Below are 15,736 nucleotides of genomic sequence, written 5' to 3' on the forward strand. Positions count from 1 at the left end.
GGTGGCGCCGGCGAGGAGGCCGCGGACGAAGAACCTCTGGAGGGAGAAGAACACGATGAGCGGCACGATGATCGAGATGAACGCGCCGGCCGTGAGCAGCTCCCACGATTGGCCGTAGGAGCCGGTGAGGTCCTGCAGCGCCTTCGTGATCGGCAAGCCCTGTCCGGAGGTGAAGACCGTCGCGACCAGCAGGTCGTTCCAGACCCAGAGGAACTGGAAGATGCCGAAGGAGGCGATGGCGGGGACCGAGAGCGGGAGCACGATGCGGAAGAAGATCTGGCCGTGTCCGGCGCCGTCCACTCGTGCCGCTTCGATGACCTCGCCGGGGATCTCGGAGATGAAGTTGTGGAGCATGAAGATCGCGAGCGGGAGCGCGAAGATCGTGTGCGCGATCCACACCTTCGCGTAGGAGCCGTCCAACCCGTTCACCCCGAGGCCGGGGAGGATGTAGAGCCCTCCGATGCGCAGGCCGTCCGAGAACAGCTGCAGCAGCGGCACGAGCGCCATCTGGATGGGGACGATCTGGAGCGAGAACACGAGGACGAAGAGCGTGTTGCGGCCCTTGAAGTCGATCCAGGCGAACGCGTAGGCGGCGAGGCTGGCGATCGTGATCGGGATCAGCGCCGCCGGCAGCGTGATGACCAGCGAGTTCACGAACGCCTTGCCCAGGGTCAGGCTGTCGCCGGAGTTGAGCGCGTTCGCGTAGTTGTCGAGGGTGAAGCCGGGGTTGGCGAAGATCGTCCACCAGCCGGTCGTCTTGATGTCGTTCGCGGGGCGGAACGACGAGATGAACAGACCGAGGGTGGGGACGGTCCAGATGACGGCGATGATCAGCGCGGCGAGGGTGGCGCCGCGCGACGTCGTCGCCTTCTTCACCTTGCCGCTGGCCGCCTCGATCCTGGACTCGCCGCGGGCGAGCGCGCGCTCGGTGCTGCGGTCGACCGGAACCTGGATCGGGGTGGGCGTGACGCTCATCGGATCTCCCTCTGCTTGGCGAGCTGGCGGGCGTTGTAGACGACGATCGGGAGCACGAGCAGGAACAGGATGACCGCGAGGGCCGCGCTGTAGCCGCTGCGGGCGCCGAGCTGGAACTGGCGGACCATCTCGAACGCGAGGACCGTGGTGTCGGAGCGGCCGCCGGTCATCGCCGAGACGATGTCGAAGACCTTCAGCGACGCGATCGAGATCGTCGTGAGGACGACCACGATCGAGGAGCGGATGCCGGGGACGGTGACGTTCCAGAAGGACTGCCACGCGCTGGTGCCGTCGAGCGAGGCCGCTTCGAGCTGCTCGGAGGGGACGCCCTTGATGGCGGCGGAGAGCACCGTCATGGCGAATCCGGCCTGGGTCCAGATGAGGACGACGACGAGGAACAGCGTGTTCCACGGCTCGAGTCCCAGCCAGTCGACCGGCGGGGCGCCGAAGGCGGTGAGGATGCCGTTGAGGAGGCCGATCTGCTCGCCCTGGCGCACGTCGTAGAAGAACTTGAAGATGATCGACGCGCCGACGAACGAGATCGCCATCGGCATGAAGACCAGCAGCTTGAAGAACTTCTCGCCGCGGCTCTTGTCGATGAAGACCGCGTAGGCGAGACCGATCGCGGTCGCCGTGATGGGGGCCAGGAGCACCCAGACCACCGTGTTCAGGAAGGCGGTGATGCCGTCGGGGCTGGTGAAGACCCAGACGAAGTTGTCGATGCCGGCGAATCCGGAGCCGTCGTTCTTCATGAACGCGTTGATGGCCGTCGTGATCGTCGGGTAGATCAGGCCGATGAGGACGAAGAAGGCGGCCGGTGCCATGAACGCGATGAGCTGGAGTCCGTAGCCCGCGCCTTTGCGGGACCGGAAGTCGAGCAGGAACAGCGCGCCGCCGATGACGGCGGCCACCACCGCGACCCAGAGGACGGAGTTGTAGAGGCCGAAGACCAGCAGGAGGACGACCGGCAGGACGACCGTGACCGCGAGCCGGAGGACCGTGTAGCCGGTGCCGCGGCGGGGCGCGATCTCGACGAAGAAGAGGATGAGCGCCACCACGGCCGCGAAGGCCAGGAGGATGAGCGGGATCTGCGCGAGCGGCGGGATTCCCGCCAGCCATTGGAAGAACCCCGAGATGGTGATGGGGGACATGGACGCCCTTTCGAGTGCGACTCTGGACTCAGGAGGGGCCCGGCCCCGGGATCCGTGGATCCGGGGGCCGGGCCGTCACAGCTGAGCCGCCACTCGGGAGCGGCGGCTCTGCTCCGCTGCTAGGAGGTGTAGCCGGCCTGGATCTCCTCGAGCGCCTGGTCGGTGCTCGTGCCGTCGATCCAGTCGACCATGCCCTTGAAGAAGCTGTCCGAGCCCACTGCCTTCGGCATGAGGTCGGACGCGTCGAAGCGGAACGTGGTGTCCGGGTTCTGGAGGATCGCGATGGAGTCCTTCAGGACGTCGCTGCCCGCGTTGGCCGGGTCGAGACCGGTGTTCGCGGAGATGACGCCGCCGAGGGAGACGCGGCTGTTGGCCCAGTCGGCGCTGGCCAGGTACTCCTGGACCTTCGCGGTGTCCTCGTCGTTCGAGAACGCGGCGACCATCTCGCCACCACCGGTGACGGCCTGGGCGTCGTCGGCCTTGACCGGCGGGGTGAGGAAGGCCCACACGTCGCCGTCCTCGGCCACGTTGGCGCCGGCCGAGGTCAGGAAGCCCTCGAAGAACGAGGCCTGGTGGGTCAGCGCGCAGGTGCCGTTCGCCATGTTCTGGGCGACGTCGCCGAAGGCGGTGGAGTTGATCGACTTCACATCGCCGTAGCCGGCGTTGACGAGGGTCGGGTCGAGGAGGATCGATCCGACGGAGTCGAACGCGGACTTGATGGCCGGGTCGGTGAAGGGGGTGTCGCCCGCGACCCAGGAGTCGTAGACGTCGGGGCCGGCCTCGCGGAGGACGGCGTCCTCGATCCAGTCGGTTCCGGGCCAGCCGGAGGCCTCACCGGAGTTGAAGCCCGCGCACCAGGACGGTCCGCCGGTCTTCTCGGCGATCGTCTTGCCGAGCGCCTCCATCTCGTCCCACGTCGTGGGAACGGAGACGCCCCACTCCTTGAACTTGGCCGGGGAGTACCAGATGTAGCCCTTGACGGACGCCATCAGCGGCGCGCCGTACTGGGTGCCGTCGACCTGGCCGTACTTCTGCCAGTCCTCGGACCAGTTCTGCTTGACGTTGGCGAGGGCGCCCTCGGGGAGCTCCTGCACCTTGCCGGAGGCGACGGTGTCGGCGAGCAGACCCGGCTGCGGGAAGATCGCGAGGTCGGGGGTGTCGCCACCCTGGACCTTGATGCCGATCTGCTTCTCGAACTCCTTGTCGCCCGTGTACTTGATCTCGATGCCGCTCTCCTTCTCCCAGTCCGCCCAGGACTGCTCGAGAAGGGTGGCCTCGTCGCCGTTGATGGTGCCGTAGACGTTGACGACGCCGTCGGCGGTGCCGACCGTGCCGGCCGAGCTGCCGCCGCCGGCGTTCGGGTCGTTGGGGTCACTGCTGCTGGAGCAGCCCGCGAGTGCGATGCCGGCCGCTGCCAGAACGGCGACCGGGACGGTGATACGGCGGTGCAGGGATGACCGCATTCTTCCTCCTCATTGAGTGGTGGAACCAGCCGAGCAGGCCGCTCCTGGCCGATCGGGATCGGGAGGCTGTGGCGGCTCGAAGCGTGTGCCGCGACGACTCGGATGCTGGTGATGGCGATGCCAGGAGGAACTCCGAGCGGATCACCGGATTCGTGTGGGTGGGCTCCCACGGAGGGAAACCTTTCCACAAGAACGATGAAAGCACAACGCCGATGATAGAGCGCTCTCTGAGATAACGATTCGGCGTCAGAACAGCGATCGCCGGGCCGGGGCCGAGCGGAGATCGATCTCGGCGCGACGCCCGGCCGCCGGGCGGGGTATAACTTCCTGGAACCGTTTCCAGCATCGAGGCCGGACGGTCGGGAGGAACGCCGTGCCAGGCATCGAAGAGGTGGCCGAGCTCGCAGGAGTGTCGAAGGCGACGGTCTCGCGCGCGCTCAGCGGCCGGGGCTACGTCTCCGCGGGGACGAAGCAGCGCGTCGAGCGCGCCGCGACGAGCCTGGGCTACGTCGTCTCCGCCAACGCCTCCAGCCTCGTCACCGGCCGCAGCAACAACATCGCCGTGATCATCCCGATCATCAACCAGTGGTTCTTCGCCGGGATCATCGAGGGCATCGAGCGCGCCCTGCTCGCCGCCGGCTACGACCTGCTCCTCTACAACATCGACAAGCACCTCGACGCCCGCCGGAGCGTGTTCGAGTACTACCTCGTCCGCAAGCGCGTCGACGCGATCGTCGCGGTCACCCTCGAGATCTCGCCGCACGAGACGGAGGCGCTCCTCGCCCTGGGCAAGCCCATCGTCGGCATCGGCGGCGAGCTCCCCGGCATCCCCACCTTCAGCATCGACGACGTCGCCGCGTCCCGCCTCGCCACGGAGCACCTGCTCTCCCTCGGCCACGAGCGGGTCGTCCACATCGGCGGGCTCGCGGAGGAGGAGATGGACTTCCACGTCCACACGCAGCGCCGCGACGGCTTCCGCCAGGCGCTCGCCGCCGCCGGCCTCGAGCCGGGCGCGCAGGACATCGTGCCCACCACCTTCGACATCCCCGGCGGGCACAGCGCCGGACGGCAGGTCCTCGGCGACCCGCGCACCCGGCCGACGGCGATCTTCGCCGCCTCCGACGAGATCGCGATCGGGATCATCCTCGCGGCGCGCGAGCTCGGGCTCTCGGTGCCCGAGGACGTCTCCGTCATCGGGATCGACGACCACCCCCTCGCCGAGCTCTTCGGTCTCAGCTCGATCCGCCAGGACCCGCGCCAGCAGGGCGAGCTCGCGGTCGCGCTGGTGCTGGACGCGCTGGCCGCCCTCGGTCGCGGCGAGCCCCCTCCCCCGGCCCGCCACACGCTGATCCCCGCCTCGCTGGTGATCCGCACCAGCACCTCGGCGCCGCGGGGAGCGAGAATCGGAGCATGAGCGACTCCGACACCCCCACTGTCCGCGACGTCCCCGAGCGGTCCCGCTTCGTGATCGAGGTCGGCGGCACTCCGGCCGGCTTCGCCGCGTACACCCGCCAGGGCGACGAGGTGACGCTCACCCACACCGTCGTCGACGACGCGTGGGAGGGCCACGGCCTCGGGAGCATCCTCGCGCGGGCCGCGGTCACCGCGATCACGGAGGCGGGCGGCACGGTCGTCCCGCGCTGCCCCTTCGTCGCGGCCTGGCTGCGCAAGCACCCGGACGTCGACGCCCGGGTCCGCTGGCCCGAGGACTGACTCACTCCGGGGGCGTCCTGCTCCCGATCTCCTGGAGCGCCCAGGTGTTGCCGTCCGGATCGGCGAAGTACGCGTACTGCACGCCGCCCAGGTCCTGGACCTCGCTGATCTCGAGCGAGCGGCCGACGAGCTCCGCGCGAGCGGCGGCGATGTCGTCGACGACGAGGTGGAGGGAGCGGACGACGCCCTCCTCCGGACCGGGGCCCATCCCGCTGCCGACCACGATCGAGCAGGCCGAGCCGGGCGGGGTGAGCTGGACCACGCGCATCGCGGCGGAGGGCCGCACGTCGTGGTCGAGGTGGAAGCCCATCACCTCCGTGTAAAAGGCGACCGCGCGGTCGACGTCGCCGACGGGGAGGGGGACGAGCTCGAGTCGCATCTGCACGCGACCAGTGTGCCGCGCGGCGGAACCGTGCGGGAGGGGGTCAGTCGCGCGGGCCGACGACGAGGCGCTCGTGCATGATCTCGACGGCGCGCTCGAGGACGCGGCGGTCCTCGGGGGTGAGATCGGCGAAGATCGGCGTCAGCGCGTCGCCGAGGTCGGTCCGCCAGGCGTTCAGCGCGTCCGCGCCGGCGGGAGCCAGGCGGATCTGCCAGGCGCGCGCGTCGAGGGGATCGGCGATCCGGTCGAGCCAGCCGGTCTCGACGAGGTTCTTCACGATCTTGGTCATCGTGGGCTGCGAGACGCGGCTCTGGGAGGCGAGCTCCCCCAGGCGCATCGGGCCCATCGAGAGGAGCACCGAGAGCGTGCGCCAGACGGCCTGCGACTCCTGGTTGCCGGTCGCCTGGGCGGCGAGGCGGGTGATCCGGTGCGTCACCGAGACGAAGTCGCTCAGGAGCTCGCTGAGCGAGACCTCGCTGGGCGGGACGTCGCGGGCGGGGAGCCCGGCGAGCAGATCGTGAGCAGTCACGCTCCGATCCTAGGGGCGCGCGCCTCCAACGGCCGGGAACGACGAAGGGCGCCGCCTCCGAGGAGACGACGCCCTGCGTCTGCAGGCGTGCCTGCGTCACCCTGACGAGCGACCGGCCGGAGCCGGCACCCGCGACGGGTGAGGGGGATTACTTGACGGTGACGGTCGCGCCGGCGCCCTCGAGCTGAGCCTTGGCCTTCTCGGCGGTCTCCTTGTTGACGGCCTCGAGGACCGCCTTGGGGGCACCGTCGACGAGCGCCTTCGCCTCACCGAGGCCGAGGCTGGTGAGGGCGCGCACCTCCTTGATGACCTGGATCTTCTTCTCGCCGGCGGCCTCGAGCACGACGTCGAACTCGGTCTGCTCCTCGACCTCTTCGGCGGGGGCGGCCGGGCCGGCCACACCGGCGGCGGCGACGGGCGCCGCAGCGGTGACCTCGAAGACCTCTTCGAACTTCTTGACGAACTCCGAGAGCTCGATGAGCGTGAGCTCCTTGAAGGCCTCGATGAGCTCGTCCTGCGTGAGCTTTGCCATGATTTTTCTCCTTGTTTTTCTTTGTCTACGAACCGCGCGCGCACTGCTTCCCGGAAGGGGAAGACGTCAGCTCGCGGACTCCTGCTTCTCGCGCAGCGCCTCGACCGTGCGAACGGCCTTCGAGAGCGGAGCGTTGAACAGATATGCGGCGCCGAACAGCGAGGCCTTGAAGGCGCCGGCGAGCTTGCCGAGCAGAACTTCGCGGGACTCGAGGTCGGCGAGCTTGCCCACCTCTTCTGCGGTCAGCGGGTTACCGTCGAAGTAACCGCCCTTGACCACGAGGAGAGGGTTTGCCTTGGCGAAGGCACGCAGCGACTTCGCGACGGCGACAGGGTCGCCGTGCACGAACGCGATGGCCGAGGGGCCAGCGAGCTCGTCGTCGAAGGACGAGATACCGGCGTTGTTCGCCGCGATCTTGGTCAGCGTGTTCTTCACCACGGCGTAGGTTGCGTGCTCACTGATGTCCTTGCGCAGCGTCTTGAGCTGAGCAACAGTGAGACCGCGGTACTCGGTCAGCAGAACGGCCGTCGAGCTCTGGAACTTCTCCGTGAGTTCGGCAACCGAGGCTTCCTTGTTCGCCATGGCTACTCCTGTGAATTCTCGTGCCGGTAGCCCGAAGGCAGGCAAAGAAAAAAGCTCCGGCACAGGGGCGCGGAGCTTCGGGATCGCGGTGAGGCGGAACTGAACTCGTGCACCTGCGCGGGCAATTCGCTTCGCGAATCCTTCGTCCGGTGGCGATCCGCGGGGCCGGGGCCCTGCTCGTGCGCACACCGGAAACCGGCGGTCTTTGGCTTCGGGAAGCGTACGTCATCGCGGCGCGCGGGCGCAAGTCGAGGAGGAGGGTCCTCGCGCGGGATGCTGGAGGCATGACCGGCCCGACCCCCGACTCCGCCCGCGACGTCGACTCCGCGATCGCCTCGGTGGAGGGCGAGCTCAGCACCCTCTTCAACCGTGTGCGGGCGGCGATGCGCTCCTACGCCGAGCGTCTCCACCCGGAGCTGACGCCACTGGGCTACAAGACGATCTCGGCGCTCGAGCGCCGCGGACCCGTGCACTCGGGCGTGCTGGCCGAGCTCCTCGAGATGGACAAGTCGGCGCTCAGCCGCCAGATCACGGCGCTCGACCGCCTCGGCTTCCTCGAGCGCACCCCCGACCCGCAGGACGGCCGCGCCACGATCCTCTCGGTGACTCCGGCGACCGCCGCGCGGCTGCGCGAGATCCGCAGCTCGAACCAGGCGCTGATGCACGAGGAGCTGCGCAGCTGGGCGCTCGCCGACGTCGAGCTCTTCGCCTCTCTCCTGCACAGGATCAACGACCTTGACATCTGACGCTTAGCACCCCGTCCGTTCGGGGACAATCGCCGGACGCCGCCCGCTCGACTGCGTAGTTTCGGAGGCGATGGACCAGCACTCCTCCTCTCTCCTCCCCCACGACGTCGACGGCGCGCTCGGCTTCGCGCGCGGTCTGAGCGCCGACGCGCCCCGGCCCGGCACCGGTCGCACCGCCGAGCTGCACGGTCTCCTCGAGCGCCTGGCTCGGCACGATCTCGGCGTCGCGCGCGCGGTGGAGCCGCACCTCGACGCTCTCGCGATCCTCGGCGAGGCGGAGCTCGACCCGTCCGGACTCGGAGTCGCCGCCGACGCCGCCTGGGGGGTCTTCGCGGCCGAGGGCGGCGGGGATCCTCTGGTCGCGCGCGAGAGCGACGGCGACTGGCTGCTCGACGGAGTGAAGCCCTGGTGCTCGCTGGCCGACCGCCTCGACGCCGCCCTCGTCACCGCCCACGTCGGCGACGCCTCCGGCGAGCGCCGCCTCTTCGCCGTGGCGCTGCGCGACGGGTCGGCGACGCCGGAGCAGGACGCCTGGCACGCGCGGGGCCTGACGGAGGTGCCCAGCGGACCGGTCCGCTTCTCCGGCACCCGCGCCGTCCCCGTGGGGGACGCCGGCTGGTACCTCTCGCGGCCCGGCTTCGCCTGGGGCGGCATCGGCGTCGCCGCCTGCTGGCACGGCGGAGCCCTCGGAGTCGCGGCGGCCGTCGCGGCAGCGGCAGCCCGACGCGAGGACCCGCACCTCCTGGCCCACCTCGGAGCGATCGACACGGCGCTCTCCGCGTCGCGCCGGGCGCTGGACGAGGCCGCCGCGGCGGTCGACGCGGGCGAGGCCGACGGCCCCCGCGGCTCACTGCTCGCCAAGCGCGTGCGGGCGAGCGTCGCCGGAGCGGTCGAGGAGATCCTGCTCCGCGCCGGCCGCGCGCTCGGCCCGGCTCCGCTCGCCCTCGACGCCGAGCACGCCAAGCGCGTCGCCGACCTCGCGCTCTACGTCCGCCAGCACCACGCCGAGCGCGACGACGCCGCTCTCGGCCGCGCCGTGCTCGCCTCGGGCGAGGCGGCCTCCTGGTGAGCCGGCCCTTCGACGGGCGCCTCGAGGGCACTCCTCTCGAGCGCTGGACCGCGGACGGCCGCCGCGACCGCCTCCCGGAGCTGACCCTGCCCGACGGGATCCGGCGCGTCCTGGTGGTCGTGGCGCACGCCGACGACGAGACCCTCGGCTGCGGCGGCACCATCGCGCTCGCGCGTCGGCGCGGGATCGCGGTCGACGTCGTCGTCGTGACCGACGGAGCCGCGGCCCACGGGGAGCGGGACGCGGACGTCGCTGCCGAGCGCCGGCGGGAGGCCTCGGACGCACTGGCGGAGCTCGGCCCCGGCATCGGGCTCGCCTTCCTCGACGTGCCGGACTCGGCGACCCCGGAGCACCACGAGCGCATCGCACGCGAGGTGCGCGAGCGGGCGGCCGGCGCCCCCGGGACCGTCCTGCTCCTCTCCACCTGGACCGGGGACGGGCACCGGGACCACCGCGTGGTCGGCGAGATCTGCGCGGAGGTCGCGCGCGAGCTCGGGCAGCCGCTGCTCGCCGCGCCGATCTGGCTGTGGCACTGGGCGGTCCCGGAGGACCCCGAGGTGCCGTGGGGCGACCTCGTGCGCCTGCCGCTCGACGACGAGCTGCTCGAGCGCACCCGCCGTGCCCGCTCCCGCTATCCCAGCCAGACCCGCCCCGGGCCCGACGGGACCGGTCCGGTGCTCCATCCGCTCTTCCTGCGCACCTTCACCGGGGACGACCGGCTGGTGAGGATCGCATGAGCTACTTCGACGAGCTGTATGCCCGCCACGAGGACCCGTGGGGGTACACGAGCCGCTGGTATGAGCAGCGCAAGCGCGCCCTGACCCTCGCGAGCCTGCCGGAGCAGCGCTACGGCTCGGTGCTGGAGATCGGCGCCTCGATCGGCGTGCTGGCGGAGGCGCTGGCCGACCGGGCCGACAGCCTGCTGGCGATCGACGTGTCGAGCGCCGCCGTCGAGCGCGCCGCCCGCCGCCTCGCTCCGCTCGAGCACGTGCGGGTCGAGCACCACGACATCACCCGCGGCGTGCCGGAGGGTCCGTTCGACCTGGTCGTGCTCTCGGAGGTCGGCTACTACCTCGGCGACGCCCTCCCCGGCGTGCTGCGCACCATCCGCGACGCCCTCGCCCCCGCTGGGGAGCTCGTCACCGTGCACTGGCGGCATCCGATCGAGGGGCTCGCTCTGGGCGGCGACGCCGTGCAGTCCGCCGTGGCCGAGCTGGGCCTGCACCGCCTCGCCCGCCACGAGGAGGAGGACGTCCTGCTCGAGGTCCACGCCCGCGACTCCCGCTCGGTCGCCCGCCGGACGGGGCTGGTGTGAGCCGGCTCGCGCAGGTGCTGGTCGTCGTGCCCGCGCGCGACGAGGAGGAGCGGATCGGCGGCCTGATCGCCTCCGTCCAGGCCAGTGCGACCCACCTCGCCCACCGGGCGCCCGGCATCGGGATGCGCCTCGTGGTCGCCGCGGACGGCTGCTCCGACGCGACCGTCGAGCGGGCCCGTGCCGTCGGCGCCGAGGTGCTGGAGCTCGCCCGCTGCGGAGTAGGCGCCGCCCGCTCGGCGGGTATCGCGCACGCCCTCTCCTCCGTCACCGCTCCGCTCGAGCAGGTGTGGATCGCCAACACCGACGCCGACACCGTGGTCCCCCGCGACTGGCTGGCCGCCCACGTCGAGCACGCCCGACGGCACGACGCGCTGATCGGCACGGTCCGGCCCGACCCGGCCGACCTCTCCCCCGGCGCCTACTCGCGCTGGCGAGACGTCCGCGCGCGGGAGGAGTCGATCGGCAGCATCCACGGCGCGAACCTCGGCGTCCGCGCGAGCGCATACCTCGCGGCGGGCGGCTTCGGCCGGGAGCCGCTGCACGAGGACGTCCTGCTCGTCGAGCGGCTGCGCGCGAGCGGCGCCCGGGTCGGAGCGACGGACCGCGGCGAGGTGGTCACCTCCGGCCGCCGCGACAACCGGGTCGAGGGCGGCTACGGCCACTACCTCCACGCTCGCTTCCCGGCCGAGACGTCTCCGGCCTGCGGCTGAATCGGGTACACGCGCACGCGGAACACGATGCGAGGGGTCCCTGTCAATGGTCGGGCCGTGGTTTGTCACGGATTGCGCAGGAGAGTCAAATGGGTGTCGAGCACGACCCGGTGCTCTCCGATGGAAGGGTCACCGCATGAATCCCCGCCTCGTCCTGCTGGCACTGGTCGCCTTCACCGCCTACGTGTTCGGCTCCCGCGCCGGCCGTGGCCGCTACGAAGAGCTGCGCCACCTCGCACTCGGCGTGTGGAACGACCCGGCCACGAAGAAGACCCGCAAGAAGCTCAAGAAGACCTCCAAGCGCGAGGCCAAGCAGCTCACCGCCATCGCGAGCAAGGCCCGCGACAAGGTGCAGCGCCGCCTCCGCTGACCCCCGCTTCCACGACTCACCGGACACCGGCCCGCCGGTGTCTCCGCTCGCATCGGAACGGCCGATCGAGCACGAACTGAAGGAGAAACATCATGGGCATCATCAGCTGGATCATCCTCGGCCTCATCGCCGGGGCGCTCGCCAAGCTCATCCTCCCGGGCAAGCAGGGCGGCGGATGGATCATCACGATCGTCCTCGGCATCGTGGGCGCGCTGCTCGGCGGCTTCCTCAGCACGCTGTTCGGCATCCAGGACGCCGTCAACGGCATCAACATCGTGAGCATCATCGTCTCCGTCGTCGGTGCGATCGTCGTCCTCCTCATCTACGGCGCGATCGTCGGCCGCAAGTCCCGCGCGTAAGTCGCGCTCCCCGAAGGCCCCCGGCATCCGTGCCGGGGGCCTTCGGCGTTCCCGGAGCGGGCGCACCTCTGCTCAGGGGATCCGACTCCTCCTCCGCGGGGAAGCTGGATGTCCGCCGAGCGCGCAAGGGGTTGATGCTGAGAGCCGCAGGCGATGGACTGGAGGCACGACGGCGCGGCTCCACTGCGCCCTCGCCCCGACGAAAGGACGTACTCGCTCATGAGCGACGACACCGCAACGGTCCCCACGATCACCCTGAACAACGGCGTGGAGATCCCGCAGCTGGGCTTCGGCGTGTTCCAGATCGACCCGGCCGAGACCAAGGACGCGACCCTGGCGGCCCTCGAGGTCGGCTACCGCCACATCGACACCGCCGAGATGTACGGCAACGAGGCGGGCGTCGGCGAGGCCGTCCGCGCCTCCGGCCTCGACCGCTCCGAGGTCTTCGTGACCAGCAAGCTCAACAACGGCTTCCACGCCCGCGAGGACGCTCTCGCCGCGATCGACGTCACCCTCGGCGAGCTGCAGTTCGACTACGTCGACCTCTTCCTCATCCACTGGCCGCTCCCGAACGTGGGCGACTACCTGGAGACCTGGAAGGCGATGGAGGAGATCTACCGCAGCGGCAAGGCGAAGGCGATCGGCGTCTCCAACTTCCAGACCAACCACCTCAACCGGCTCCGCGCCGAGGCGACCATCGTCCCGGCCGTGAACCAGATCGAGGTGCACCCCTACCTCGTGCAGCAGGAGCTCCGCGCCTACGGCACCGAGCACGGCATCGCGACCGAGGCCTGGTCGCCGATCGCGCAGGGCCTCGTCCTCGACGACGACACCATCACCCGCATCGCGCGCAACGTCGACCGCAGCCCGGCGCAGGTCGTGCTCCGCTGGCACATCCAGCGCGGCGACATCGTCTTCCCGAAGTCGGTCACCCGCAAGCGCGTGGAGGAGAACTTCGCCCTCTTCGACTTCGAGCTCGACGACGAGGCGATGACCGACATCACGGCGCTCGACCGCGGCCACCGCACCGGCCCCGACCCCGACACCTTCAACTACATCCCGAGCTGATCCTCGGCTCCACGGAGCGCGCCCGGCCTGCAGTCATCCTGCGGACCGGGCGCGCTCGTGCGTGGGGCGGCGAGCCGAGCCGCGCACGAACAGGGCGGGTCTCGAGACGCCGCGCTGCCGCTCCTCGACCGGCACGGTCACGGGCCGACCGCACCCCTGCTGATCGAGGAGCGGGCGCAGCCCGCGTATCGGGATCCACCCCACCGACGAACAGCGCGGATCCCGATGCGCCGGGCCCGCGGGTCAGCCCTGCTGCGAGTCGCGCCAGGAGTGCTCGGGGGCGTAGCCGAGGACCTCGCGGGCGTGGTCGATCGAGAGCAGGGTGCCGGTTGTCCCGAGGTCGCCGCGCAGCTCGACGCCGGGGAACACCTCGGCCACCAGCTCGGCGTTGGGGCGCGTCATCACGGTGTCGGCCGCGGCGATGATGAAGCGGTCGAACCCGGTCGTCTCGGCGAGCAGCGCCTTCTCGACCGCCTGCGCTCCGTCGCGTCCGTCGATGTAGCCCCAGAGGTTCCACTTGCGCAGCAGCGCGTCGGAGTCGAACGACGGGAACTCGGCGTAGTCGGCCTCGTCCATGACGTTCGAGAAGCGCAGGCCCGTGATCTTCAGGTCCGGGTGCCAGCGGCACAGCTCGATCGCCATCTGCTCCTCGAGGTGCTTGGTGAGCGAGTAGACCGACTCCGGGCGCGCCGGGTACTGCTCGTCGACCGGGATGTAGGGCGGCGGGACGTCGAAGGGCAGGCCCAGCACGGTCTCGCTGGAGGCGTAGACGACGTTGCGGATGCCGGCACGGATCGCTCCGTGGAACGCGTTGAACGTCGCGATCATGTTGTTGTGGAACGTGGCGACGTCGGGCACGAGGCCCGGCGCGGGGATCGCGGCGAGGTGCACGAGCGCGTCGATGCCCTCGTACTGGTCGTTCACCGACTGCAGCGCGTCCACGACCTGGCCGTAGTCGGCGATGTCGATGCGGACGAAGCCCGCGCCGCGGTCCCCCGCACGGTCCAGGTTGAAGACCTCGTGCCCGGAGGCGCGGAGGCGGGTGACGACGTGGCGGCCGAGCTTGCCGGATCCACCGGTGACTGCGATTCTCATGCTCGAACGCTAACGGGCCTGAGCGACGAGGGACGAGGGTTGCGGATCAGCTCCGGGCATGGAGCGAGATCGCGCCGCCGACCTCGGGCGTCGTCTCGTCGGCGACGAGCTCCGTCCAGCGGCGGAGCACGGCGGCGCCGGCCGCGTCGTTCACGGCTCCGTCGACGACGAGGACCGGGTAGGGCTTCTCGGGCACGCCCTCTGCGGGCCGCACGTCGACGTGGGCGACGTCGTAGGCGTGCTCGAACAGCCAGTCGGCCATCGCGTAGTCGCTCCGGGAGTCGCCGACCGTGCGCCAGCGCTGCGGGATCGCGCCGGTCGCTCCGAGCAGCTCCACGGCGCGCTGGGCGCCGAGGTCCTTGCCGAGCCGGTTCGACTCGATGTCGGTCGAGATGACGGTCGGGTCGATGCGGAAGTCGACCGTCCCCTCCTCGTTCGGGTACCGGATGCCGCGGCGCTCGACTCCCAGGCCCGCGGCGGTCATGATCTGCAGGGCGTCGGCGTCGAACACGAGCTGGCGCTCGAGGTAGTCCTCGCTCGGCAGGTCGACCAGCTGCTCGGCCGAGACCATGGCGCGCTTGGTCTCGTCGAAGAAGACCAGGTCGTCGTAGTCGGAGCGGATCATCCGCTCGAGGTCGCGGGCCACCGGCTCGGGGATCGCGAGCGACTCGTCGACGATCGGCTCCGAGGTGCCGCGGTAGTCGACGGTGAACCAGACGGCGCCCTTCTCGCAGACGCAGACGATGCGGGCCTCGGCCGAGACGCCGCGCTCGAGGAGCGCGGGCAGGACCCGCTCGCGCAGGAACGCGTCGGAGCGGCCCGTGTTGAACACGATCGGGATGCCGGCGTTGGCCAGGGTGACGAGGTCGTCGGCGATCTCGGGGATCGAGATCGTGCGCGTGACGGGGCTCGCGATGGGCCCGTCGACGTCGAGGAGCAGGCCGAGCGGAGGGGGTGTGGAGGTCATCGTGTCCCATTCTGCCGTGCCGGGGCCGCTCGACGCCTCCGTGACCGCCTCCGCGCGGGCGGAGCGGTTCAGGAGGCGGGGACGACGAGGGTGCGCTGGGCGGTGGTGCCGTCGGGAGCGAGGACGGCGAGGGTGATCAGGGTCTCGGAGTCGCGGCAGTCGGCGGTGACGGCGGTGTAGCCGGACGCCGCGAGGTCGACGGGCTCGCCCGCGCTCGCGTCGGTGGTGCCGACGGCCAGGCGGGCGGTGGCGCCTCCGCTCGTCTCCCACGACAGGGCGAGCGGGACGGATGCGGTGCGGTCGCCCTCGCAGTCGACGGAGGCGGGGGTGGAGGCGAAGGAGACGATCGCGGGAGGAGCGTCGGATCCGGTGCCCGGCTCGGTGCCGGACGGAGCGGCGGAGACCGTCGGTGCGGGGGCGGCGGCGCCGTCGGCCGCCTCCGCGGAGCCGGGAGCGGCGGACGTCGCCGGAGCGGTCCCGGACGGCGCCGAGGACGGGCCCGCGGACGCCGTGGCTGCGCCGGGCGCTCCCCCGCCGGCGGGCCGGACGAGCAGCACGATCGCGAGGACGACGGCGACGAGTCCCAGGGCGGCGAGGACGATCCCGGTGGTGCGGGCGGAGCGGTTCAGGAGGCGGGGACGACGAGGGTGCGCTGGGCGGTGGTGCCGTCGGGAGCGAGGACGGCGAGGGTGATCAGGGTCTCGGAGTCG

At 71.0% G+C, this 15,736-nt stretch carries 19 protein-coding genes and 1 pseudogene; 10 read left to right on the forward strand and 10 right to left on the reverse strand.

The window, feature by feature from the left end; genetic code table 11:
* From C5C37_RS16645 to C5C37_RS16655, 3 genes are all read right to left on the reverse strand, one after another.
* A partial coding sequence (locus C5C37_RS16645) for a carbohydrate ABC transporter permease (protein WP_104268025.1) occupies positions 1–975 on the reverse strand: 975 nt, incomplete at its 3' end.
* A complete protein-coding gene (locus C5C37_RS16650; protein ID WP_181127447.1) occupies positions 972–2,126 on the reverse strand; it encodes a carbohydrate ABC transporter permease in 1,155 nt (384 codons plus the stop codon). The genes C5C37_RS16650 and C5C37_RS16645, both read right to left, overlap by 4 nt.
* Before the next feature lie 119 nt (positions 2,127–2,245).
* A complete protein-coding gene (locus C5C37_RS16655) occupies positions 2,246–3,589 on the reverse strand; it encodes an ABC transporter substrate-binding protein (RefSeq protein ID WP_104227181.1) in 1,344 nt (447 codons plus the stop codon).
* Positions 3,590–3,962: 373 nt separating this feature from the next.
* Between C5C37_RS16655 and C5C37_RS16660 the strand changes: the two genes are divergently transcribed.
* Together C5C37_RS16660 and C5C37_RS16665 are read left to right on the forward strand one after the other, a co-directional pair.
* Positions 3,963–5,003 (forward strand): LacI family DNA-binding transcriptional regulator, encoded by a 1,041-nt coding sequence (locus C5C37_RS16660; RefSeq protein WP_104224337.1) that lies wholly within the window; start codon positions 3,963–3,965, stop codon positions 5,001–5,003.
* On the forward strand, positions 5,000–5,302 hold the full coding sequence (locus C5C37_RS16665) for a GNAT family N-acetyltransferase (RefSeq protein WP_104224336.1): 303 nt from the start codon (positions 5,000–5,002) through the stop codon (positions 5,300–5,302). The genes C5C37_RS16660 and C5C37_RS16665 overlap by 4 nt, the downstream gene beginning before the upstream one ends.
* Before the next feature lies 1 nt (position 5,303).
* Here C5C37_RS16665 and C5C37_RS16670 read toward each other — a convergent pair whose 3' ends face one another.
* From C5C37_RS16670 to rplJ, 4 genes are all read right to left on the reverse strand, one after another.
* Positions 5,304–5,687 carry a VOC family protein gene (locus C5C37_RS16670; protein WP_181027271.1) on the reverse strand — a complete coding sequence of 128 codons (384 nt, stop codon included), beginning with the start codon at positions 5,685–5,687 and terminating at the stop codon, positions 5,304–5,306.
* A 40-nt stretch (positions 5,688–5,727) separates the two neighbouring features.
* Entirely contained in the window at positions 5,728–6,213 is a 486-nt protein-coding gene (locus tag C5C37_RS16675; protein WP_244229591.1) for a MarR family winged helix-turn-helix transcriptional regulator, read from the reverse strand.
* 148 nt (positions 6,214–6,361) lie between these two features.
* Positions 6,362–6,745 (reverse strand): 50S ribosomal protein L7/L12, encoded by a 384-nt coding sequence (gene rplL / locus C5C37_RS16680; protein WP_104224335.1) that lies wholly within the window; start codon positions 6,743–6,745, stop codon positions 6,362–6,364.
* Between the two features lie 66 nt (positions 6,746–6,811).
* Positions 6,812–7,327 (reverse strand): 50S ribosomal protein L10, encoded by a 516-nt coding sequence (gene rplJ / locus C5C37_RS16685; RefSeq protein ID WP_055791018.1) that lies wholly within the window; start codon positions 7,325–7,327, stop codon positions 6,812–6,814.
* A 284-nt stretch (positions 7,328–7,611) separates the two neighbouring features.
* Between rplJ and C5C37_RS16690 the strand changes: the two genes are divergently transcribed.
* The 8 genes from C5C37_RS16690 (at position 7,612) to C5C37_RS16725 (ending at position 12,964) form a co-directional block, all read left to right on the forward strand.
* Positions 7,612–8,073, forward strand: a complete 462-nt coding sequence (locus tag C5C37_RS16690; protein WP_104224334.1) for a MarR family winged helix-turn-helix transcriptional regulator — start codon at positions 7,612–7,614, stop codon at positions 8,071–8,073.
* Between the two features lie 70 nt (positions 8,074–8,143).
* Positions 8,144–9,142 carry an acyl-CoA dehydrogenase gene (locus C5C37_RS16695; protein ID WP_219812390.1) on the forward strand — a complete coding sequence of 333 codons (999 nt, stop codon included), beginning with the start codon at positions 8,144–8,146 and terminating at the stop codon, positions 9,140–9,142.
* On the forward strand, positions 9,139–9,879 hold the full coding sequence (locus C5C37_RS16700; RefSeq protein WP_181127448.1) for a PIG-L deacetylase family protein: 741 nt from the start codon (positions 9,139–9,141) through the stop codon (positions 9,877–9,879). The genes C5C37_RS16695 and C5C37_RS16700 overlap by 4 nt, the downstream gene beginning before the upstream one ends.
* A complete protein-coding gene (locus C5C37_RS16705; RefSeq protein ID WP_104224333.1) occupies positions 9,876–10,457 on the forward strand; it encodes a class I SAM-dependent methyltransferase in 582 nt (193 codons plus the stop codon). Before C5C37_RS16700 ends, C5C37_RS16705 begins: the two co-directional genes overlap by 4 nt.
* Complete coding sequence (locus C5C37_RS16710; RefSeq protein ID WP_104339317.1) at positions 10,454–11,167, forward strand: glycosyltransferase family 2 protein; 714 nt, start codon at positions 10,454–10,456, stop codon at positions 11,165–11,167. Before C5C37_RS16705 ends, C5C37_RS16710 begins: the two co-directional genes overlap by 4 nt.
* Positions 11,168–11,303: 136 nt before the next feature.
* Entirely contained in the window at positions 11,304–11,537 is a 234-nt protein-coding gene (locus tag C5C37_RS16715) for a hypothetical protein (protein ID WP_104227476.1), read from the forward strand.
* Between the two features lie 92 nt (positions 11,538–11,629).
* Positions 11,630–11,896, forward strand: coding sequence for a GlsB/YeaQ/YmgE family stress response membrane protein (locus tag C5C37_RS16720; protein WP_104224330.1), 267 nt, complete (start codon positions 11,630–11,632; stop codon positions 11,894–11,896).
* A 219-nt stretch (positions 11,897–12,115) separates the two neighbouring features.
* Positions 12,116–12,964, forward strand: a complete 849-nt coding sequence (locus C5C37_RS16725) for an aldo/keto reductase (protein WP_104248244.1) — start codon at positions 12,116–12,118, stop codon at positions 12,962–12,964.
* Between the two features lie 243 nt (positions 12,965–13,207).
* On the opposite strand, the gene C5C37_RS16730 is transcribed toward C5C37_RS16725, so the two are convergent.
* From C5C37_RS16730 to C5C37_RS17680, 3 genes and pseudogenes are all read right to left on the reverse strand, one after another.
* Positions 13,208–14,059 carry an NAD(P)-dependent oxidoreductase gene (locus C5C37_RS16730; RefSeq protein ID WP_104227477.1) on the reverse strand — a complete coding sequence of 284 codons (852 nt, stop codon included), beginning with the start codon at positions 14,057–14,059 and terminating at the stop codon, positions 13,208–13,210.
* Between the two features lie 46 nt (positions 14,060–14,105).
* The gene (locus C5C37_RS16735; RefSeq protein ID WP_104234599.1) at positions 14,106–15,026 is read right to left on the reverse strand and encodes a hypothetical protein; all 921 of its coding nucleotides are present in this window, start codon (positions 15,024–15,026) and stop codon (positions 14,106–14,108) included.
* Positions 15,027–15,094: 68 nt separating this feature from the next.
* Positions 15,095–15,736, reverse strand: a pseudogene (locus C5C37_RS17680) (hypothetical protein); the annotation flags it as partial.

Source organism: Rathayibacter sp. AY1F9, from assembly GCF_002932155.1.
Taxonomy (GTDB): Bacteria; Actinomycetota; Actinomycetes; order Actinomycetales; family Microbacteriaceae; genus Rathayibacter.